This is a genomic window from Candidatus Leptovillus gracilis, from assembly GCA_016716065.1.
GTDB lineage: Bacteria > Chloroflexota > Anaerolineae > Promineifilales > Promineifilaceae > Leptovillus > Leptovillus gracilis.
The window spans coordinates 404,844-425,695 of record JADJXA010000001.1 but is presented as its reverse complement, the minus strand read 5'-3'; the positions used below and the strand labels follow the sequence as shown (position 1 = coordinate 425,695).

At 57.0% G+C, this 20,852-nt stretch carries 20 protein-coding genes; 11 read left to right on the top strand and 9 right to left on the bottom strand.

Annotated features, from left to right (window positions below; genetic code table 11):
* The first annotated feature begins 113 nt into the window (after positions 1-113).
* The 10 genes from IPM39_01850 to IPM39_01805 all read left to right on the top strand — a co-directional run bounded on the left by IPM39_01850 (position 114) and on the right by IPM39_01805 (position 7,515).
* On the top strand, positions 114-845 hold the full coding sequence (locus IPM39_01850; GenBank protein ID MBK8984820.1) for an AzlC family ABC transporter permease: 732 nt from the start codon (positions 114-116) through the stop codon (positions 843-845).
* Complete coding sequence (locus IPM39_01845) at positions 842-1,159, top strand: AzlD domain-containing protein (protein ID MBK8984819.1); 318 nt, start codon at positions 842-844, stop codon at positions 1,157-1,159. Before IPM39_01850 ends, IPM39_01845 begins: the two co-directional genes overlap by 4 nt.
* 161 nt (positions 1,160-1,320) lie before the next feature.
* Entirely contained in the window at positions 1,321-2,613 is a 1,293-nt protein-coding gene (eno, locus tag IPM39_01840) for a phosphopyruvate hydratase (protein MBK8984818.1), read from the top strand.
* A 321-nt stretch (positions 2,614-2,934) separates the two neighbouring features.
* Complete coding sequence (locus tag IPM39_01835) at positions 2,935-3,564, top strand: ATP-dependent Clp protease proteolytic subunit (GenBank protein MBK8984817.1); 630 nt, start codon at positions 2,935-2,937, stop codon at positions 3,562-3,564.
* A 148-nt stretch (positions 3,565-3,712) separates the two neighbouring features.
* A complete protein-coding gene (rpmH, locus tag IPM39_01830) occupies positions 3,713-3,952 on the top strand; it encodes a 50S ribosomal protein L34 (protein ID MBK8984816.1) in 240 nt (79 codons plus the stop codon).
* 16 nt (positions 3,953-3,968) lie between these two features.
* On the top strand, positions 3,969-4,349 hold the full coding sequence (rnpA, locus tag IPM39_01825) for a ribonuclease P protein component (protein MBK8984815.1): 381 nt from the start codon (positions 3,969-3,971) through the stop codon (positions 4,347-4,349).
* Complete coding sequence (yidD, locus tag IPM39_01820; GenBank protein ID MBK8984814.1) at positions 4,346-4,555, top strand: membrane protein insertion efficiency factor YidD; 210 nt, start codon at positions 4,346-4,348, stop codon at positions 4,553-4,555. Before rnpA ends, yidD begins: the two co-directional genes overlap by 4 nt.
* A gap of 14 nt (positions 4,556-4,569) precedes the next feature.
* Positions 4,570-5,718: a PQQ-like beta-propeller repeat protein gene (locus tag IPM39_01815; GenBank protein ID MBK8984813.1), complete on the top strand. Its 1,149-nt coding sequence runs from the start codon at positions 4,570-4,572 to the stop codon at positions 5,716-5,718.
* 33 nt (positions 5,719-5,751) lie between these two features.
* Complete coding sequence (locus IPM39_01810; protein MBK8984812.1) at positions 5,752-6,627, top strand: membrane protein insertase YidC; 876 nt, start codon at positions 5,752-5,754, stop codon at positions 6,625-6,627.
* A gap of 27 nt (positions 6,628-6,654) precedes the next feature.
* Positions 6,655-7,515, top strand: a complete 861-nt coding sequence (locus IPM39_01805) for a Jag N-terminal domain-containing protein (protein MBK8984811.1) — start codon at positions 6,655-6,657, stop codon at positions 7,513-7,515.
* A gap of 34 nt (positions 7,516-7,549) precedes the next feature.
* Here IPM39_01805 and IPM39_01800 read toward each other — a convergent pair whose 3' ends face one another.
* From IPM39_01800 to IPM39_01770, 7 genes are all read right to left on the bottom strand, one after another.
* Entirely contained in the window at positions 7,550-9,136 is a 1,587-nt protein-coding gene (locus IPM39_01800) for a phosphoglycerate dehydrogenase (GenBank protein MBK8984810.1), read from the bottom strand.
* Between the two features lie 272 nt (positions 9,137-9,408).
* Positions 9,409-10,491 (bottom strand): alanine--glyoxylate aminotransferase family protein, encoded by a 1,083-nt coding sequence (locus IPM39_01795; GenBank protein ID MBK8984809.1) that lies wholly within the window; start codon positions 10,489-10,491, stop codon positions 9,409-9,411.
* A complete protein-coding gene (locus IPM39_01790; GenBank protein MBK8984808.1) occupies positions 10,442-11,317 on the bottom strand; it encodes an HAD-IB family phosphatase in 876 nt (291 codons plus the stop codon). Before IPM39_01790 ends, IPM39_01795 begins: the two co-directional genes overlap by 50 nt.
* Positions 11,318-11,416: 99 nt before the next feature.
* Positions 11,417-12,274, bottom strand: coding sequence for an inositol monophosphatase (locus IPM39_01785; GenBank protein MBK8984807.1), 858 nt, complete (start codon positions 12,272-12,274; stop codon positions 11,417-11,419).
* Between the two features lie 116 nt (positions 12,275-12,390).
* A complete protein-coding gene (locus tag IPM39_01780; protein ID MBK8984806.1) occupies positions 12,391-13,968 on the bottom strand; it encodes an extracellular solute-binding protein in 1,578 nt (525 codons plus the stop codon).
* Between the two features lie 152 nt (positions 13,969-14,120).
* Positions 14,121-14,933, bottom strand: coding sequence for a carbohydrate ABC transporter permease (locus IPM39_01775; protein MBK8984805.1), 813 nt, complete (start codon positions 14,931-14,933; stop codon positions 14,121-14,123).
* A 79-nt stretch (positions 14,934-15,012) separates the two neighbouring features.
* Positions 15,013-16,743 carry a sugar ABC transporter permease gene (locus IPM39_01770; GenBank protein ID MBK8984804.1) on the bottom strand — a complete coding sequence of 577 codons (1,731 nt, stop codon included), beginning with the start codon at positions 16,741-16,743 and terminating at the stop codon, positions 15,013-15,015.
* A 360-nt stretch (positions 16,744-17,103) separates the two neighbouring features.
* Here IPM39_01770 and IPM39_01765 point away from each other — a divergent pair, with 360 nt between their 5' ends.
* On the top strand, positions 17,104-17,541 hold the full coding sequence (locus tag IPM39_01765) for a hypothetical protein (GenBank protein ID MBK8984803.1): 438 nt from the start codon (positions 17,104-17,106) through the stop codon (positions 17,539-17,541).
* A gap of 175 nt (positions 17,542-17,716) precedes the next feature.
* On the opposite strand, the gene glpX is transcribed toward IPM39_01765, so the two are convergent.
* Positions 17,717-18,694, bottom strand: a complete 978-nt coding sequence (gene glpX / locus IPM39_01760) for a class II fructose-bisphosphatase (protein MBK8984802.1) — start codon at positions 18,692-18,694, stop codon at positions 17,717-17,719.
* Complete coding sequence (locus IPM39_01755) at positions 18,691-20,850, bottom strand: STAS domain-containing protein (protein ID MBK8984801.1); 2,160 nt, start codon at positions 20,848-20,850, stop codon at positions 18,691-18,693. Before IPM39_01755 ends, glpX begins: the two co-directional genes overlap by 4 nt.
* Positions 20,851-20,852 lie beyond the last annotated feature (2 nt).

The window sequence follows — 20,852 nt, the reverse complement described above, 5'->3', positions numbered from 1 at the left end:
CCATATGACCCGTCAGGCCAATCACCTAATTATAGACGCCATTGGCCTGCGGCAAAATTGTTGTTCCTGGCTATTTGCTTCTCTGCCGCGACCCCATTACCATCTCTAGCATGATGCCTCAACCTCAATCACAAACGCGGCCGCGCCTGACCCAATGGTGGGTCGGCGTTCGCGCCGAACTGCCCATCGCCCTGGGGGTGATTCCTTTTGGCATGATTTATGGCGTGTTGGCCCTGGCGGCCGGGCTGAATGCCTGGCAGGCGCAGGCGATGTCGGCGATTGTGTTTGCCGGCTCGGCTCAGTTTATTGGGGCGCAGTTGTTGGGCGCGGCCGCACCGCTGTCGGTATTGTGGTTGACGACGGCCGTTGTGAATCTGCGCCACGTCTTGTACAGCACCGCCCTAAGCCCAGATTTGGGCCATCTGCCGCGCCGCTGGCGCTGGCTGCTGGCGTACTTGCTGACGGATGAGGCGTATGCGGTAACGGCCGTCCACTACGCCAATCGCCACACAGCCGTTGTCCACAAACACTGGTTTTTTCTGGGAGCCGGGCTGACATTATGGGCGTCGTGGCAGCTCAGCACGGCCATTGGCATTTTCTTGGGCGCGGAAGTTCCGGCCAGTTGGTCGTTGGATTTCACCCTGGCGCTGACCTTTATTGGCATTGTTGTGCCGGCGTTAAAGGAACGGCCGTTTGTGGCAGCAGCGGTGGCGGCTGGTGTGATGGCGCTGCTGGCCTACAGCCTGCCCTACAAATTGGGCCTCATGGCCGCCGCGCTGACCGGCATTGGCATTGGCGTGGTCTTGGAGAACCGGAGTAAGCGCCGCAGGCAGGCAAATCTATGAACATTTGGCTGGCGATTATCGGCATGGGGATTGTGACTTATGGGCTGCGGCTGGGGCCGCTGCTGCTGCTGGAGCGCATGGAGATTGGCGCAACGGCCAGGCAGGCGCTGCGTTTTGTGCCAACGGCCGTACTCTGCGCCATCATCTTCCCCGAACTATTCATGCCCGGCGGCGCGCCAGACATCTCTCTGGGCAACGAGCGGCTGCTGGCTGGCCTGTTCGCGGCCGTCGTCGCCTGGCGCAGCAAAAATGTGCTGTGGACGATTGTGGCGGGCATGATTGTATTGTGGATTTTGCCAGCCATCGCCCGATAACATGATAAATGACAGGTATTTCTCATGACGCCTGTGGTTGCGGTTTCAGGACGGCTTCGGTATAGTTGCGGGTGGTCTTTCAACTTGAACGATTGTCAAAAAAATAGTTTTCGCAAGACGCTAAAGGTTTTCCCGAATCTTTAGGCTTTAGCAAAGGAGTGATACCTGTGACCTATATTGAAGGAATTCACGGCCGTGAAGTGCTGGATTCTCGCGGCAACCCCACTGTAGAAGTTGAAGTTTTACTGTTCGATGGCTCCGTCGGTTCAGCCATTGTGCCCTCCGGCGCATCCACCGGCATTCACGAAGCCTGGGAAAAACGCGACGGCGACAAAAGCCGCTATGGCGGTAAAGGCGTGCTGCAAGCCGTCCAGTCCGTCAACGAAGAAATCGCCGAAGCCATTGTTGGTTGGGACGCCACCGATCAGGTGGGCATAGACCAGGCGCTTATTACTCTGGATGGGACCGAGAAAAAAGAACGCCTGGGAGCCAACGCCATTTTGGGCGTTTCTCTGGCCGTCGCCAAAGCGGCGGCCATCAGCGTGGGCCTGCCCCTGTACCGTTACCTGGGCGGCGTCTCCGCGCGCACCCTGCCCGTGCCCATGATGAACATTATGAATGGCGGCAAACACGCCGCCGGGGCCACCGACCTGCAAGAATACATGATCATGCCCGTCGGCGCGCCCACCTTTGCCGAAGCGGCCCGCTGGTGCGCTGAAATCTACCAGAGCTTAAAAAAGGTACTGGACAGCAAAGGGTACGGAACCACTGTTGGCGACGAAGGTGGTTTTGCTCCCCGCGTGAAGAACAATGCCGAACCGTTTGAACTGATGTTGGCTGCCATCGAAAAAGCAGGTTACAAACCGGGCGAACAGATCATGTTTGCTATGGACCCGGCTGCTTCAGAGATTTACGAAAATGGCCTGTACAACATGAAAGTGGAAGGCAAGCAGCTTACCGGCGCGGAAATGGTGGACTTTTACGTGGACCTGGTCAATAAATACCCCATCATTTCCATCGAAGATGGGCTGGCTGAGGATGACTGGGACGCGTGGCAGTTGATGATGTTCAAACTGGGCAGCCGCATCCAAATTGTCGGTGACGACTTGCTGGTGACCAATGTCAAGCGCATTGAGATGGCGCTGGAACGCCAGGCAGCCAACAGCTTGCTCTGCAAAGTGAACCAGATTGGCTCCCTGACAGAATCTATTCAGGCGGTTGATATGGTACACCGGCATGGCTGGACGGCCGTTGTCAGCCATCGCAGTGGTGAAACCGAAGACGCCACCATCGCCGACCTGGTGGTGGGCTTGAACGCCGGGCAGATCAAAACCGGCGCGCCGGCGCGCAGCGACCGGGTTGCCAAGTACAACCAACTGCTGCGTATTGAGGACCAATTGGGCGATACGGCCGTCTATCCCGGACTGGCTGCCTTCACCAACCTCAAGCGTTAACCATTAACACATCCTAACGATTTACCCCAGGGGCGCGTACTGCGCCCCTTTTTATTTGAAGGATAAGCCGCTCCGTGGCACAATTCACTTTGCCTGCGAGTCATTGGGGTAACGGCCGTTTACGCCAATCTAATGGTAATCAGGCATAATCTAGTACACGTATTCGGTAATCCGTATCCCGTATTCCGTAGGGCGCGGTCTTTGGCAAATGCCAACGGAAAACATCATACGGATCGCGGTTTACGTCTACTAGCCATTCAACAACCACTGCCCCCATCCGGCGGCGCAAATCAACCTGGAGACCGACACATGACTCATTTCATGGAAGAAGAACAAGAACAAGACGAAGAACTGGAAGAAGAGCAAGAGCAAGAACAACCGGCGCAGAAACCGGAAAACGACAAAAGCCCCCGCTTTAACCTGGTAGAGAAGCTGTTGGAGACCCGTACTATCCTGCTCTTTGGCGAAATTAACATGCAGGTCGCCCAGGAAATTACCCGGCAGCTCCTGGTGTTGGCGGCCGATTCCGATGACGACATCAAAATCATCGTCAACTCCCCCGGCGGCCATGTGGAATCCGGCGATACCATCTTCGACATGATTCGTTTTGTCAAGCCAACCGTCAAAATCATTGGAACCGGTTGGGTTGCCAGCGCCGGCGCTCTCATTTATGCCGCCGCCGACAAAGAGAACCGCTACAGTTTGCCCAATACGCGCTTTTTGCTCCACCAACCCATGGGCGGCACTGTCGGCCAGGCTTCAGACATTGCCATTGAGGCGGAAGAGATCATCAAGATGCGCAAGCGCCTCAACGAGACCTTTGCCGCCCAGACCGGCCAACCACTGGCAAAAGTGGAAAAAGACACAGACCGTAACTTCTGGATGTCGGCCAAACAGGCCCAGGATTACGGACTGGTGGGCCAGATCATCGAATCTATGGATCAGGTATAAAACCAGGACTACCGTAGATTTGACCCACCTATACCGCTCATGTATAATTTTACGTCGCACTGCCTTATCAGCAGTGTGGCAGCATGATAACCTGGCATGAAATCATCACAGGGCTTCAAAGCCCTGGTTTTTTTGGGAGAATTTAGACATGGTAAAGCGTACATATCAACCAAAAATCCGCCGCCGGATGCGTGTTCATGGCTTTCGTCAGCGGATGCAGACCAAAGGTGGGCGGGACGTGTTAAAAACGCGCCGCGCCAAAGGCCGCCGCTCGTTAACCGTTGACATGAATCAATTTGGCAAGCGGATCAATTGGAACGCCACTTCGGCGACTGCTTACCGCTCGGTGAAGCGGCAAGGCAATCTTTACAAAGGCAAAGGTGGCTAGGCTTTAGCCTTGGGGGATGCTGCAACTTCACTATCGTTTGCGGCGTTCTGCCGATCTGAAACGTGTCAGACAAGAGGGTCGGAGTCGTCGTCATCCCCTGGTTGTGCTGATTGCTCATCCAAATGAGTTGGATGTTAGCCGGTTTGCGTTTATCGCCAGCCGCCGCGTTGGGAACGCCGTGCAGCGAAACCGCTCCCGGCGTTTACTGCGTGAAGCAGTTCGTGGTCATTTGATGGAAATTGAACAGGGTTACGATTGTGTGTTCATCGCCCGCCACGAGATAGTTGGTGCGTCATACTGGGAAGTGGAAACGGCCGTACTCTCTTTGTTAACACGCTTACATCTGCTGCAAGCGCCACAACACGACGACCCCGCCTCAACCACGGGGATGTCATGAAGCGCTTTGCCCTGTTGCTCATTCGCTTTTATCAAAGATTTATCTCACCGGCCTTTCCGCCAAGCTGCCGCTTTACGCCTACTTGCTCGCATTATGGCTATGAAGCCATTGAAAGGCATGGCTTTTTAAAAGGTGGCTGGATGGCGGTGAAGCGCGTGGCGCGCTGTCATCCGTTTAATCCTGGCGGTTATGACCCGGTTCCCTAATCGGAGGCTCCTCTTTGTACGCAGCAAAACGGCCGTTCCTTAAGCCAGTTACCTTTTTTCTCATCATCGCCAGCTTTGTCCTGGCAGCTTGCACCGGACAAGTGCAAAACGTAAACTGGCCTGGGTTATCCGCTGCTGGCAGCGTTGTATACCTGGCCCATGGCGCAAACGTCACCGCTTTCGACGTCAGCAGCCAGAGCCGCGTCTGGAGCTTTCCGGCCAGCCGCAGTTCTGCCCAATATTATGCCGCGCCGGCCGTAGATGACGGCCGTGTGGTCATCGGCGATTTTGGCGCGGCTGGCGGTATGTTCAGCCCCAAAATCATCGTCCACATCTTAGGTCTGCAAGAGCAGCCTACCACCCCCGCCACCATTTGGGATCAGTCTGGCTTAGCCGCCGACAAAATCGTGGCCCCGCCCCTGGTTGTTGGCGACCGGGTATTTGTGGGCACGGCCGACAACCATGTATTTGCCCTCAACACAGACACCGGCGCGCCGCTGTGGGACGCGCCTTTTGTGGCTGAAAATGCCATTTGGGGCCAGCCAGCCTTCGCCGATGGTACATTGTATGTATCGTCATTGGATGGCAATGTCTACGCTTTAGACGTCGAAACAGGCGCGAAGCTCGGCCAATGGGAAACCTCCGGAGCCGTTTCTGGCTCTCCTGTCATCGTCGGCGACCGTATCTACGTGGGCAGCTTCGACAGCCAACTCCACGCCTTGGACCGCTCCCAGTTTGGCTCAGAAATCTGGGCCTATACAACACCAGATTGGGTATGGGGTGCGCCGGCCGTGGTGGATGGCGCTGTTTTCTTTGGCGATCTGCAAGGCAATGTCTTTGCCTTAAACGCAGACACAGGCGATTTGCTCTGGCAAAAGGCAGTTGTTGGCCCCATTCAAACCAGCCCCATCGCTGCCGATGGCCTGGTGTACTTTGTGTCACAGGGCAATCTGGCAAGCTCCAATGGGCAGATAACCGCTTTCTCGACGGACGTTGGGGCACAGCTCTGGCAGCAAGCAGCGCCGGGACTGGTTTATACCACGCCGGTGATGGTTGATAATACCCTGGTAGTGGCGCTTCACAACAGCCCTGATTTTTTGCTGGCTGGTTTTGATGGTGAAACAGGCAGCCAGCAGTGGACATTGGCGGCGAGTGCTAATTAATCAAACCAGTCACCTGGGATAGGATCAAATTTTATGTGGGCTCAATTTGTCGTTAACCCCATGCTAAACGCGATGTTGTTGCTGTATGACTTTCTCGGCAACAACCTGCTTCTGGCGATTGCGGTGTTTACCATCATCATTCGCTTAATTACGCTGCCGCTGAATATCCGCCAGCAGCGCTCGATGATGAAGACCCAAGAGATTCAACCGCAAATTCAAGCAATTCAGAAAAAATATAAAGACAATCCGCAGAAGCTGCAGGAAGAATTCGCCAAAATCGGCTATAACCCGGCTGATACGCTGACCGGTTGCCTGCCGCTCATCATCCAAATGCCCATTCTCTTTGGCATGTTCCAGGTCTTTCAGATTATGCTGGGTACGACGCCCCAGGCGTTGTTTGAACTGACGCAGCGGGTGTATGACGGCATTGATTTGTCGTTGATTCTGCCGATTAACAACCATGCGTTTATCTGGAATCTGGGCCAGCCGGACCCCTTCCTCATTTTGCCTATTTTGGTTGTGGCGACGATGTTTGTGCAGCAAAAATATCTTACCCCCAAACCCAAGACGCAAAATGGTAAGGATAAAAAGCAAGAAGACCCAACGGCCGCTATGACCCAGTCTATGCAGTACACCATGCCAATTATGTTTGGCTTCTTTTCGCTGCAATTTCAGGCCGGGTTATCGCTGTACTTTGTCTTTTCCAACGTCATTGGGATTTTGCAGGGCTTGTATATGCAGCGTGTCATGCCTCACGGCGATGCCGTCGTTAAGCCAGTGACCTCGGTTTCTGCGGAAACGATGCTGCCGGAAAAAAGCGAATTTTCTGACGGTGAAACGGGTGGACCTGAACCTTACAAAACGAAACCACCAACTTCTAAACGTAAACAGCGCTCGGCGAAACGCTAGGCAGCGAAGAGAGTCGAAGAAATGTCTATGGAACAAAAAATTGAAGCGAAGGGATCTGATGTTGAAGCGGCTATTGCCGCTGGTCTGAGTAAATTACGCGTGTCGCGTGATGACGTAGAAGTGGAAATTTTGGACAAAGGCAGCAAAGGGTTGCTGGGCATTGGGGCGCGCGAGGCTGTCGTCCGGCTGACGCGCTTGAAGCCGGTCCAATCACCTGTCGCCCCGTCATTGCCGGTAAAACCGGCGGCCGACGCGCCGCCAGTTCCGGTAAAACCGCTGCCAGTGCCACAGAAGCCGGTGTACACGGCCGTTCCCCAACCGCCATCACCCACCTTTCCCAAACCAGAACCCAAACCACAACCGGTCAAAACGGCCGTTATTACCCCCGAAAGCGCCGAAGAAGTGGCTTTGCGTGAACAAGAAGGGGAAACGGCCGTCACCGTTATCGGTGAGTTGTTAGCCAAAATGCGCGTCAATGCCACTCTGCAAGCCAGCCTGTCTGAGCCAGACGACCTGACCGGCCGGCGGGTCAACGTCATTGAGATTTACGGCCAGGACATGAGCAGCCTGATTGGCCCGCGCGGCGAGACGCTGAACGCTTTGCAATACGTCTCTCGTCTGATGGTCGGCCACCAACTACACCAACGCGCCAGCTTTGTCATTGACGTGGAAAGCTATCGTCAACGCCGCGAGCAAGCCCTGACGCGCCTGGCCGAACGCATGGCCCAAAAAGTCGCCAAACAAAAACGAGCCATGAGCCTGGAACCGATGCCGCCCCACGAACGTCGCATCATCCACATGGCGCTGCGTGAAGACAAATATGTTTACACCGAAAGCAGCGGCGAAGGCGGCCGCCGCAAAGTGCGGATCATCCCCAAGAATAAGTAATAAACAAGCGGTTGGCCTGGGCCAACCGCTTGTTTTAGATAATGACCAGCTTGAGTTTGGTAACGGCCGTAATCTCCCCCAAAGCGTGCAGCGCCGTCGCTGACGGCACACTGTCCAGGTTGATAAACGACAACGCCTGCCCACCCGGTTCATTCCGCCCCATGCGCCACTCACCAATGTTCACCTTATAGGCGGCCAAAATCGTGCCAATTTGCCCAATTACGCCCGGTACATCTTCATTTTGCATGATCAGCAGCACACCTTCCGGCCGTGCTTCCAACTTGTACTGATCCAACTGCACAACACGCGGCTCCGCGCCACCAAACAGCACGCCGGCCAGCATCCGCTCGCCGCCATCCCATGTCACCCGGCAAGAAACCAGGTTGGGATAATCCACGCCGTTCATGCCCCTGGCCTGACGGATGGTGATACCCGCCTGCTCGGCCAATAAGGGGGCGTTGATGGCGTTCAGCGGCCCGTCGTAGCTGTCGCTGAGGATGCCTTTTAGCAGCGCGGCGGCAATCGCCTTCACCTGGTTTTCCACCGCTTCGCCGCTGGCTTCCACTTCTACCTGCCGAATCAATCCATCGGCCAGGCACACGGCCAGTTTGCCCAGCTTTTCGGCCAGACGCATATACGGCCGTATCTTCTGATACTCCCCTGGCCCCACCGTAAAAGGCATATTCACTGCGTGCCGAAAATCCACGCCGCGTAGCGCATCCAACACCTGGGCCACAATTTGCGCCGCCACTTCCGTCTGCGCTTCGTGGGTGCTGGCTCCCAGATGGGGCGTGTGGACGACATTTGGCAGCCCTAACAGAGGATTGTCCACCGGCGGTTCGGCGCTGTACACGTCCAGCGCCGCGCCGCGCACCTTGCCGCTGCGCAGCGCCGCCGCCAGCGCCGCCTCGTCAATCAGCTTACCCCGCGCCCCGTTCACAATAATCACCCCATCCTTCATCCGGGCGATGGCCGCGGCGTTGATGATCTGGTCCGTTTCCGCCGTGTAGGCGGTGTGCAGGCTGATGTAATCCACCTGTGGCAGCAAGTCTTCCAGGTCCAGCAGCGTCACGCCCATTTCTCGCCCTATCGCCTCGGAAATGTAAGGGTCATAGGCCACAACTTCCATGCCAAAGGCGTGGGCGCGCGCCGCCACCAGCCGACCGATACGCCCAAAGCCGATTAGTCCCAACGTTTTGCCATACAGCTCGCTGCCCATAAAACGGGACCGTTCCCATTCGCCGGCGCCGAGGGCAATGTGGGCCGGAACGGTATGGCGGCTTACGGCCAACATTAGCCCTAACGCCTGTTCGGCGGCGGCGATATTGTTGGCGGTGGGCGTATTGGTGACAATGATGCCGCGCCGGGAGGCGGCGTCTACATCTATGTTGTCTATGCCCACGCCGGCCCGCCCCACCACGCGCAGATGTGTTCCGGCGGCCAGCACGTCTTCGTCAACGGCCGTGCCGCTGCGCACGATTAGCGCCTCATAGCCAGGGATGGTTTGTAGGAACTCCGACTTGCTCATCGTCGGTTTCAGGTCGTACTGCACGTCGTTGGCCTGATCTAACAGGTCCAGGCCGGCTGCGCCCAATTTGTCTGATACAAGAATTCGGTACATAGGGTTATGTGGCTCTCTGGCATGGTATATTGTGTAAGCTGCCATCTAAAAAGGGGGTCTTGCGGATCTCGTGGGGTATCGCTAGATGTAGAGGCGGGTCTTGTCCCCGCCCAGTCGAGGACGACCACAAAGGTCGCCCCTACGTCTGGTGTCTACCTGGTGAAATCCTGAAGAACCCAAAAATAAAGGGCAAGATGTTATCTTGCCCTACAAATTAACAAACCTGTCCTACAAACTGGCTTTCTGAGGAAACACGCCTCTTCCCAATTTGTCTAGGCTGCCAGATACTCGTCTAATGCCGCAAACAGTTCTTCCATGTCGCTCATCTGCAAGTCGCCCATGTGGGCAATGCGGAAGGTGACGTTTTTCAATTTTGCGCCGTAGCCATTGGAGATGATCATGCCCCGTTCGCGTAGGAATTTGTTTAGCGCGGAGATGTCTATGTTCAGGTTATTGCTGAAGCAGGTAACGGTGGGCGATTCATACCCGGCGGCGGCAAAGATTTCGATGCCATGCCCTTTGCCCCAGGCGATGGTGCGGTCGCGCATTGCCAGGTGGCGGGCAAAACGGTTTTGCAGCCCTTCGGCCAGGATGTAATCCAGTTGTTGATCCAGGGCGTACATCAGCGAAACGACGGTAGTGGAGGGCGTCTGGTCTTTGACCAGGTATTTCTCCAGAGTGAGAAAGTCGAAATACCAGCCGCGGTCGGGGATGGTGGCCGCTTTGGCCATGGCCCGGTCGGAGACGGCCGCAAACGCCAACCCCGGCGGCAGGGCAAACGACTTTTGCGTCGAGGTCAGCAGTACGTCCAGGTCCCACTCGTCGAAACGAATGTCGGCGCCGCCCAGGCTGCTGACAGCGTCTACCAAGATCATGATCTGGTCGCCGTTGGGGCTGTGGCGGATGGCCTGCACCAGTTCGGGGATGGGGTTGGTTACGCCGGTGGCTGTTTCGTTGTGGGTCAGGCAGACGGCATCGAAGCCGCCGCCAGCCAATCGCTCGGCCACCTGTTCTGGCAGGATGGGCTGGCCCCATTCTACTTCCAGCACCTCGTTGTCTTTGGCGTTGCCGACGACGATTTCGTGCCAGCGCTTGCTAAACGCGCCGTTGACGCAGTTGAGTACCTTTTGCCCGACGCAGTTGCGCACGGCCGCTTCCATCAGCCCAGAGCCGGTGGAGGCGCTGATCAGGACGCGCTTTTCCGTCTGAAACACCTGGCCCAATTTGGGGCGGATGCGGGCGATGAGGTCGGTGCATTCGGGCATCCGATGGCCGATCATCCATGCCGCCTGGGCGTCCAGAATCTCAGGACGGACTTCCGTTGGTCCGGGGATGAAGAGTTTGACGTGTGGCATGGAGTGCCTGGGTGAATTTTGATTTGAGTCGTTCATCGTTAAATGTTAATGCTCCTGTTTGGATTAGGTCTAAGCCTTTTTGAAATACGGGTAAATGGGGGCTGTTGTGTAGTTGTTGTTGGGCGGCGGGACCGGCGGCAACGGCCGTTAATGGGGCCAGACTGGTGGTGTGCAGGTAGATGGGGGACTGGTCGCGCACGCGCGGCCGTTCGATGATGCCGCCATAACCGACGAAGAGGTCAACGGCCGTGCCTGCCAATAAATCACTGTTGCCATCGCCAATAAGCAGCGAACGGCCGCGCTGCCCGGCCAGTAGTTCGCGCACAATTTGCGCCTTGCCATCGCTGATGGTCAGCGCGCCTTCTTCAAAGGTGAGGTATTTCATGTCGCCTTCGGTGTAGGGCTGGTTGTTGAGCCACCAATCGCCGGACAGTTGGTTGTAGGCCACGCCGACGGCGCGGATGTTTTCTTGGGGCACACCCAGGAAAATGCCAAATTCCTCCACCGGCTCGGCCAGCCCGCCGCTGATGATGTAAACCTTGTGCCCCAGGTGTTGCAGCGCGGCGATGACCGCCGCGGCGTCTTCCACCACGTTGCGCTTATACGCCTGACGGATGCTGCGGATTTGTTCGCGGGTAGGTTTTACGGCCTGGAGTCGTTTGCCGTACACTTCTTCCAGGTCCAATTCGCCATCCATAGCGGCGCGGGTCAGGACTTCGACGCGCCATTTTTTACCGGCGTAGTCGGCCAGCACGTCAATGCCTTCGATGGTGGTGAGGGTTGAATCACAGTCAAAAAAGACGTGTTCATAATGAGGCCAGCGCATAGTTCAAACCGCCAGGAGATACCGGGTTGATTTGTTCCCGGTGTCACAATTGTCTGTAGTGTATCAAACCGCCGCTTGGTTGCGTAGGGTGAATAATTCTTATTTGTCGGTCGGCGAGCTTGTGTATTTTGTCACAATATCTAGCAACAGGCGATGAACACGGCCGTTGCTGCCAATACAACTCATGCCCTTCACATCCCACAAAAGTGGCGCCCCGGTCGTCATGGTCAGTTGGCCGCCGGCTTCGGCCAGCAGCAGGGCGGCGGCGGCCACGTCCCATGGTTTCAGGCTGAAGTTCAGGTAGGCGTCGGTGCGGCCGGCGGCTATCCAGGCCAGGGCCAGGGCGGCCGTGCCGACGCAGCGGATGCCAAAAACGGTGTGTGCCAGTTGGTTGATGCAGTCCAACCCTTGTTGGCGGTGTATGGGTACGTGGCTCCAATCGTGGGTGAGCAGCGTTTCGCCAGGGGTGTGGATGGCGCTGACGTGTAACGGCCGTATCACCCCATCCCCCGTGCGCAAATGAGCGCCCTGACCGTGCGCCGCGCTAAACAACTCGTCGCGCAGCGGATCGTAAATGGCCGCGGCCACTATTTCTGGCCGACTCGCGGCCGGGAAGCGCATGGCGGCGATGGACACACAAACTTCCGGCAGGCCCCGGCTAAAGTTTGTCGTACCATCCAATGGGTCTATTACCCAAATGATGGGGCCGGACGTGGGCAAAGCGCTGTCTTCTTCTTCGGTGAGGAAGCCATGATCCGGCCAGGTATGGCGAATGGCAGCGGTGATGGCGGCCTGGGCGGCAATATCGGTATCGGTAACGAGATCGCGGAAGCCTTTGCTGCTGATCTGGTGGGGTTGGTAGAAATTTTGGCGGATGATCTGTCCGGCGGCAGCGGCCGTTGTCTGGGCCACTGCCAGAAGGGCGTCAGGTTGGGGGGCGTTAGAATAATCGTTCATAAAAAGTCAAAAGAAACAGCCTCAAGGGTGTGTACCTTTGAGGCTGTTCACTCAAGACCTGACAAGTTTGGGGAAACTTGTCAGGTCTAACCAGGAAATTATTGTGTTCCGGACCTTTACGGACCAACCTCGGACATCAGCTCTTCCTGGGCAGCGTTAGCCGTTTCCGTTAACTCGGTCAGAAGGGCGCGGATATCGTCGGTGGTGGCGCCGGCGGACAACTGCATGATGGCGTTGAACGTGGCCTGGGCGGCGTCACGGGCAGCGGTGTAGGAGATCAACTGCGGTTCGTAATAGGAGAAGGGCAGCAGTTCAACCGCCTGCGCCCACTGCGGATTCTCGGTGAAGAAGTCGGTCAAGAATTCGCTGGTCCCGGCGCGTGTCGGGAAGTAACCGCTGATAATGTCCCACTGCGCCTGAACTTCCGGCGTGGTGAACCATTTGACGAAGATCCAGGCCGCCAGTTGTTCTTCCGGGGTGGTGTTGGTGATCATGATGTCGCCACCATAGATGTTTTGCACCGGTTCGGCGGTGGTGTAGGGAACGGCCGTTACACCCCAAACGTCGGGGTCTTTGCTGCCTTCTTCAGCGATTGTTTTCACATCGCCAGCGTAGAAAGGAATGCCAGAGCTGGAACCCATGGTGAACATGGCCCGGCGGGCGGCAAATTCAGGGTTCGGGAAACCTTCGGTGAAGAAGTAGGCGCAGCCATCATCCAACATGCCTTTCAAGAAGGCCATCGCTTCCACGGTAGCGTCGCCATCATACAAGTAGGCCATGCCGTCTTCGGTGAGAATGTCGCCGCCAAAGGCGTAGGTCCAGGCAGCCATCGCCGACGCATCGTCGCGCAGGATAAAGCCACCGGTTCCGTCGCCATTGGCCTCAGCCGCGGCGCAAGCCATTTCACGGAAATCATCGGGCGTGGTGGGCGGGCCATCGAAGCCCAATTCTTCCAGCCAGGTCTGGTTGTAGTAGATCACTTCCATGGAGCGGTTGGGCGGGAAGCCCAGGCGTTGGTTGTCGAATACCGGGTGGATGCTTTGGTCGAAGAAACTGGGATAAAAATCAGCCTGGTCGGCTTCGCTCAGACCCCAAGTGGCGTCGGCCAGGAAGGTGTTCAGGTCGGCCAGGGTGTCATTGAGTTGGTAGAAGGCTTGATCGTTCTGATAGCCAACAACCAGCGCGGCCGGCAAGTCGCCAGCGTTGATGCTGGCGTTGACCTGGTTGCGGATGTCGTCGTAGCTGCCCTGGTTTTGGGCTTCGAGGGTGATGCCGCAGGCGTTGTTCTGGTTGAACTGATCAATCAACGGCAGCATTTTTTCTTCGCGGGAACCACTGTGGTTGTGCCACCAGACGATGTTAACGCCGGTGGGGTCCACGCCAGCAAAGGGGCCGTCGGTGGCGATGATACATTCGTCAACGCCGTTCAGGCTGTTGTTGACCGTCATGGGTTCTTCCATGGGCGCTTCGGTGGGTTCTTCCATGGGCGCCTCAGTGGGTTCGGCCATAGGTTCTTCGGTAGGTTCTTCCATGGGCGCTTCGGTGGGTTCGGCGGCGACTTCTTCAACCGGCGCTGTGGTTGCCTGGGCGACGGGTTCGGTCGTGGTTGTGTCCCCACCACAAGCAGCCAGAGCCAGGGTGAAGAGAACGGCCGTAAACAGTAACAGCAAAAGTTTCATTGTTTTATGGTTCATTTCAAAAATCTCCTCCAAAAAGTGTTGATAAAGTGAATCAGACGTGTTAGACGTCGGCGTCGAGTCTAATAGAAGTGGAATATCGTCAGGTGGCAGGCCGCCGATGCAGCAGCCGGCGCGGGCATCACCTCCTTTACATGGTGTTGTGCGAATTAGCCTTTTAAGCCCGTCGTAGCAATTCCTTCGGTGAACTGCTTCTGGGTGAAAAAATACACAATAATCAACGGCAAAATGGTGATCACCGCCCCGGCCATGCGCAAATGGGTTTGCGCGCCGCCCTCGTCCACAAAATTGTACAGGCCATAAGAAATCGGCCGCCAATCTGGCGTTGTCGTCACCAAAATTGGCCAGGCCAGGGCGTTCCATGAGCCAATAAAGCTGAACAAAATGACGCTGACCAGCGCCGGTCTCGACAGCGGAATGACCACTTGCAGTAAAAAGCGCATATAACCCGCGCCGTCAATCTGCGCCGAATCCCACAATTCGCCGGGTATTTGCTGGAAAAATTGGCGCAAGATCAAAATGCTAAAGGCGCTGGCCATAAACGGAACTGTCAATGCCGGCCAGTTGTTAATCCATTGGATCGGCGTTACCCGGCCCAGCCAGGAGACGGTGATGAAGTTAGGAACCCAGGTGATGGCTTCCGGCAGAATCAATGTAGACAGCAGCAAAGCGAACAGAAAATTTTTGCCCGGAAATTCAAACTGGGCAAAGGCGTAAGCGGCCAGCGTGCAAAAAATCACCTGACCAGTGACGGTAATAAAAGCGATGCGCACGCTGTTCCAAAAATAAAGGCCAAATTTCGCTTCCTGCCAGGCTCTGGTGTAGTTGCCCCATTGGGGTGTGGAGGGGATAAGCGTTCGGCCGGTGGCTTCGGTCAGGTTCATCAGCGATACGCTGACGGTGAAGATGAAAGGCAAGACGGCCACCGCCGCGCCGACTATCAAAATGAGATACATCACCATCTTCCCCACATCGAAGCGGATTGCTTTGGGGTGCAATTGGGATGGCGTGTTGCTTTGCCGGGGTGATGGGGTGGTTATATCAGCCATAGAACACTCGTTTGCTGGCGATGCGGTTGTTGGCGATAGTCAGCCCCATGACAATAAGCAGCAGCAGCATGGCCAAAGCCGACGCATAGCCAATGCGCGTATCCCGATTGAAGGCGTCGAAGATGACGACGCTGGCTGTGTCTGTGGTCCCGAGGGCAGCGCCGGTGCGCAGGACGAAGATGTGGGTAAACGCCTTAAACGTGCCGATGACGCCATAGAGGGTGAGTAAGTAGATGGTTGGGGAAAGCAATGGCAGGGTAATGTGCCGGAACTGCGCCCAGCGGCCGGCGCCGTCAATGGAGGCCGATTCGTACAACGTGCCGGGAATGCTGCCCAGCCCGGCCAGGAAAATGACGGTGTTAAAGCCGACAAAGGTCCAAATGCTGAAGATAATGACGACGACCAGCGACAAGCTGGGTCCGACGGCCCAGTCGGGCAGGGTAATGGCGCTGCTGGTCATCATTTGGAAGATACCTTTAGGTTCGTTGAGCCAGCCCAGGGCGTTAAAGCCGAGGCCGGTGACGATGCGGTTAATGGGCGCATCTACCCGGCCGGAAAAGAGGATGCGGAAGATGGCCGCCGCGCCGACGACAGGCGTGATGTAGGGCAGAAAGTAGAGAATGCGGAAGAACGATTTGCCACGAATGTCTTGAAACAGGATGGTCGCCAGCATCAGGGAGATGGCTAACTGGAGCGGGATTGTGCCCAACGAGTAGTAAACGGTGGTGCGCAGCCCGGACCACCATTTTTTGTCGCCGGCGCCGATGGCCAGGGGCAGCTCGGTAATGAGCAGGTAGCCGCCGATCATCAGCAAGACGGCCGCGCCGAGACGCAAGGCCATGCTGAGGTTGGAATCGCGCTGGCTGGCGCTGCCCCACAACCACCAAGAGAGCAAGAGCAGCACAAATCCGGCGCTGATGATGGTGACTTGCGCCCAAATGTCTAAGGTTTTGCCCGCTTCCAGCGCTTCGGCGTAGGCGCGTTGCACTTCGGTCCAGGTGTACCAGGCCAAAATGGCGCCGCTGAGGCTGAGAAGGGATGCCTGGACGAAGCTGCCGTAATATTGGCCCTGATGGCGGCTGTCTGGCAAGACGCGGCTGAAAACGTAGCTGAGGATGGCGGCGGCGATGAGGACAACCACAGCCAACCAGAATGCTTGCTGCACGTGGGGCAGGCGGAAAGCTTCGCCGGTGAACTGCCGAAACAGGAGGGATTGGGGGCCTTCGCCGGCGCGTTGGGCGGTGCGCATTTTGTCGGCGACGCCCAGCAGTTGGGGCAGGAATAGGAAGAAGAAGCGGGTGAAGAGGAGCATACCGACGGAGAGCAGCGTGGCGGGAATGAGCCAGAGCCACGGCCGTTCGTTGTGTTCCTGGGCGGTTTGGCGGGTTTTTAGCAGGCTGCGCACGGCCGTATAACCAAAGCCAATCGCCAGCCAAAAGCCAATCACATAGGTCAGGTTGGCGACGGCTTTGACATAGTTGCCCAGGCCGGTATACGTGCCTACTATTTTATTCAGACCGGTGAGCGTGCTTTGGTAGGCGGAGAAAGCCAGTGGGAAAATGCCGAAGGTAAAAATAATCAGAAACGCCGGAAAGAGAAGGGCATAAGCCAACATATTCTCCCTGAGCTTGCGTCCACGTCGCCCGGCGAAGATTTGTAAACCAACTTTGGGCGCATTTGCGGCGGCCGCATTGGTGTTGGAAGGGGTTATTGTATCACTCATGGAGATTGTTGTTGTAAGGTGACGGCCGTCTGCATACCTCTTATCCGGTGGTTAAGAGACCACACACCAGAAGACCATCGTTTTACGATTACCACAGGTATTCCGTTCGCAGCATCATATTGAAGGCATTATATCATGGCAACTTGTCAGGGCAATACGCAGAGACGGAATCCAGGCGTCTGCCAGTTAAGGCGCGGCTAACAGTTTGTAAAGGTTCTGTTAACAAAGCCCCGCTGCGCCGGCGTGGTATAATCACCAAAGCCGACAGGTATCAGAGATCTGTCGGCTCTTTATAACCGAGGAGCATAACAGGACATGACACAATCTAAACAAACCGACAAACAGACGCAGCCAGAAACAATCGCCCAAAACGGGTTGTCCGGGTTTATCAGCGCGGCCGGCGTTATCCTGGCCGTGTCTTATCCGGTATTGGCCCTTTCCACCGGCGCGCGCGCCATCTATCAGCTTTTCTTGAAAGAAGGGGTGACAGATTTTTTGCCTATTTACCTCAGCGCTATCGCCGCTGCCAGTTATCTGTTGGCAACTGTCGGGTTTGCTGTGCGCCGCGCCTGGGCCTGGAAGCTCTCGGTGGGTGTATTGCTCTTTGAATCGGCGATGACGCTGGTGGTGGGGACACTCAGTTTCATTATCCCGGATGTGATTGGCAGCACCGTGTGGCGGCACTTTGGCGCCGATTACGGCTTTTTCCCGCTGGTGCAGCCGTTGTTGGGCCTGGCCTGGCTGTTCCACCCGGAAACGCTGCGCGTTTACGACATTCATCTGCGCCAGCGTTCGTAAGCGATGATGCAGCTTGTCTGGTTTCAGCCGGTCTCGGTATGTCGTGGTCACTGGCAGGGGCGGGGTGGCGTGGATCGGGAACGGCCGCAGCGAACAGCATTTTCTCACCCTCCCGGAGGCTGAAGCGAGCCAATCTCCGCCTGTCTTGTCAGCCTCCGGGAGAATTTGCGAGGGATCACGGTTTCACCCGCATTCCATGTTCGGCGTGAATAAAGCGGCGGGTCCCGGTTTCTGAGCGGATGAGCAGGGAATAGGTTTCGGCCACATTGCTGCTGAAGCGCATGGCCGGCAGCAGAGCGCTGTCGGTAATGCCAGTGGCGGCGAAAAAGATCTCGTCGGTGCGTACCAATTCGCTGCACGTCATAATCTTCTTGGCGTCCAGGCCGGCCGCTTCCACTTCGTGACGTTCTTCTGCGGTTTGGGGCGCCAGGCGGGCCAACATGCCGCCGTTCATCGCCTTGACGGCGCAGGCGGCCAACACGCCTTGCTGTGCGCCGCCAATACCCATCAGAATGTCTACCCCTGTGCCTGGTGATAACGTGACCAGCGCCCCTTCGGCGTCGCCTTCGTCTTTGAGCAAAATGTGCGCGCCGGTGTTGCGAACTTCTTGGATAAGGGGTTCGTTGCGCGGCCGGTCTAACACGACGACGGTGAGATCGCGCACGGCTTTGCTTTTGACGCGGGCAATGAGGGCCAGGGTCCAGGCGGCCGGCGCATCCAGGCATTCGCGGACCAGGGCGCTGGCGGCTTCCTGGCCTACGATGATCTTTTCCATGTAAGCGGCCGGGCCGGGCGACCATAATGTGCCACGAGGGGTGATGCCGACGACGGAGATGGCTCCTGGGCGGCCTTTGATGAGCAGGTTGGTGCCATCTATGGGGTCTACGGCCAAATCTACTTCTGGTCCGTCGCCGTTGCCGACTTTTTGGCCGCTGGCGAGAAGGGAACGGCCGTTCATTTGCCGTTCTTCCCCAATGACAATACGGCCGTCCATGTCCAGCGTATCCAGTGCCGAGGCCATCGCCCGCGTGGCCGCCCGGTGGGCTGCCCGGTGGTCACCGGAGCCGAGCCAGTGGCCGGCGGCCAGGGCGGCCGTCTCTGTGACGCGAATCAGGTCTAAACCAATGTTACGGGTTGAAAGTGTCGTATTCATAGCTCAACTGCCTCTAACAGACCGGCCGCTTCCCAGGCGACCATTCCACCTTCCAGCACCTGCACGTTGTTAAACCCCCGTTGTTGCAGCGCATAGGCTGCCCGCCGGCTGCGGCGGCCCTGGCGACAGACAAGGATGAGGGGGGCATCGGGGGCAACGGCCGTTTCCTGCTCGCCGGCAGCCAAAACATCGGCCAAAGGCAATAGCTGGGCCTCTGGAATGTGCCCCCGGCTAAATTCACGCGGTTCGCGCACGTCCCAAATGGTCAGCGGCCGTCTGGTTGGTCCATGCAGCGCCTGCCAGAGCCACTGCGGCGTGATGGTCTTTACCGTGTTTTCCGGCGTTTCTTGCAGTTTGGGGATGCCAATCAGGTCGGTGCGTTTGGGTAGGTTCTGGCATTCGGCAAACACGCGCCAGGGACATTCATAAATGCAGATGGCCGGATCTAGTTTGTGGTAGAACAAGTAGGCAATCGCGTTGTCATCTTCCAGGAAATTCGTTGCGCCCAAATAGTTGTCAAATCCGGTAGAAGCCATGATCTTCATCACCGGATGCGACACCCGCACCAGAAACACATCACCACCTCGCTCCCGAAACGTGCGCACCAGCGATTCCAACATATGGATGCCGCTGAAGTCGGCGTGATTGACGCTGTGCATCCGCAGCATCAGAAAACGCTGTTCGGGATGCCTGTCCAGGTGGTGGAGAATGATCTCCTCTACGTGGTTGACTGCGCCAAAATATAAGTCGCCCAAAATCTCGATGATATTGAGCTGAGGACATGGCTCTCTGTCTGGTTGATAGGTGAAGTGCTTAAATGTGGCGTCGGGGATGACGGCATGGACTCTGGGGGTGCTGGTGCGCAAGACGTAGAGGGCAAAGGAAAACAAAATGCCCAACAAGACGGCAAATTCAATGGAAAGGAGCAGCGTGCCGAAGAGGGTGATGACCATGATGCCGGCGTCGCCGGCCGCGCCTTGCCAGATGCGCCGAATTTCTGCCTGATCGATCATGCCATAAGAGGTGACAATCAACACGCCAGCCAGGGCGGCGCGCGGCAGGTAAGCGGCCAGCGGCCCCACAAAAAACATGGCAATAACGACAAAAATTGCGGAAAAAATGGCCGACATCGGGCTGCGCGCACCAGATTCCAAGTTGATGGCCGCGCGCGAAAAAGAGCAGGCGACGGGAAAGCCGGAGAAGATGCCGGCTGCGGTGTTGGCCATGCCTTGCCCGACAAATTCCTGGTTGCTGTCTAACCTTTGGCCGGTCTGCACAGCCATTGAGCGGGTGATGGCCGCCGTTTCCACCAGACCAATGGCCCCAATTGCCAGCGCGCCGGGCGACAATTGGGTGATGAGCCGCAAGTTGAGCCAGGGCAGTTCGGCCAACGGGGGAAGCTGCCGGGGAAGCTGTCCAATGACGCTGACGCCTGATTCGTCGAGTCTGAAAATGTAGACGATGATGGAGGCGATGATCATGCTGATCAGCGCGCCGGGCCATTTGCGGTTGATGCGGCGCAGGATGATCATCAGCATCATCGCGCCGATGCCGATAACGGCCGTTGGCCCGTGTATTTCCGGCAGTCGGGTAACAATCATGCTGATGTTCTGCACGATAGATTGATCGGTGAACTGCAAGCCTAACAGCGGCTTGAGCTGCAAAATGGCAATGAGGATGCCCGCCCCAGACGCAAAGCCTACGATGACCGAGTGAGAGACAAAGTTGACCAGAATGCCCAATCGGGCCAGCCCCATCAACAGTTGGAAGAGGCCGGCCATCACGGCGACCATACCCGCGGCTACTATGTAATCATCGGAACCAACGGCGACGACGCCGGACAGAGAGGAAAAGACGAGCAGCGAGATGGCATTGGCCGGGCCGGTGTGCGACTGGTTGGAAGACCCCCACAGCGCGGCAAAGACGGCGCCCATGATGGCGGCGTAAATGCCCATTTGCGGCGGCAGTTCGGCGATGACGGCGAAGGCGATGGCTTGCGGCAGCAGGATAACGGCAACGGTAATGCCGGCGATCAGATCGGGGCGGAGGTTGGCGGAGTCATATGTTTGGAACAGGCGTAACGGCCGTGCCAAATAATACAGCGCCGGCTTAAACAACACGCCAAAGTTCAGACTGGGTCTAAGTTTGGCAAGCATGA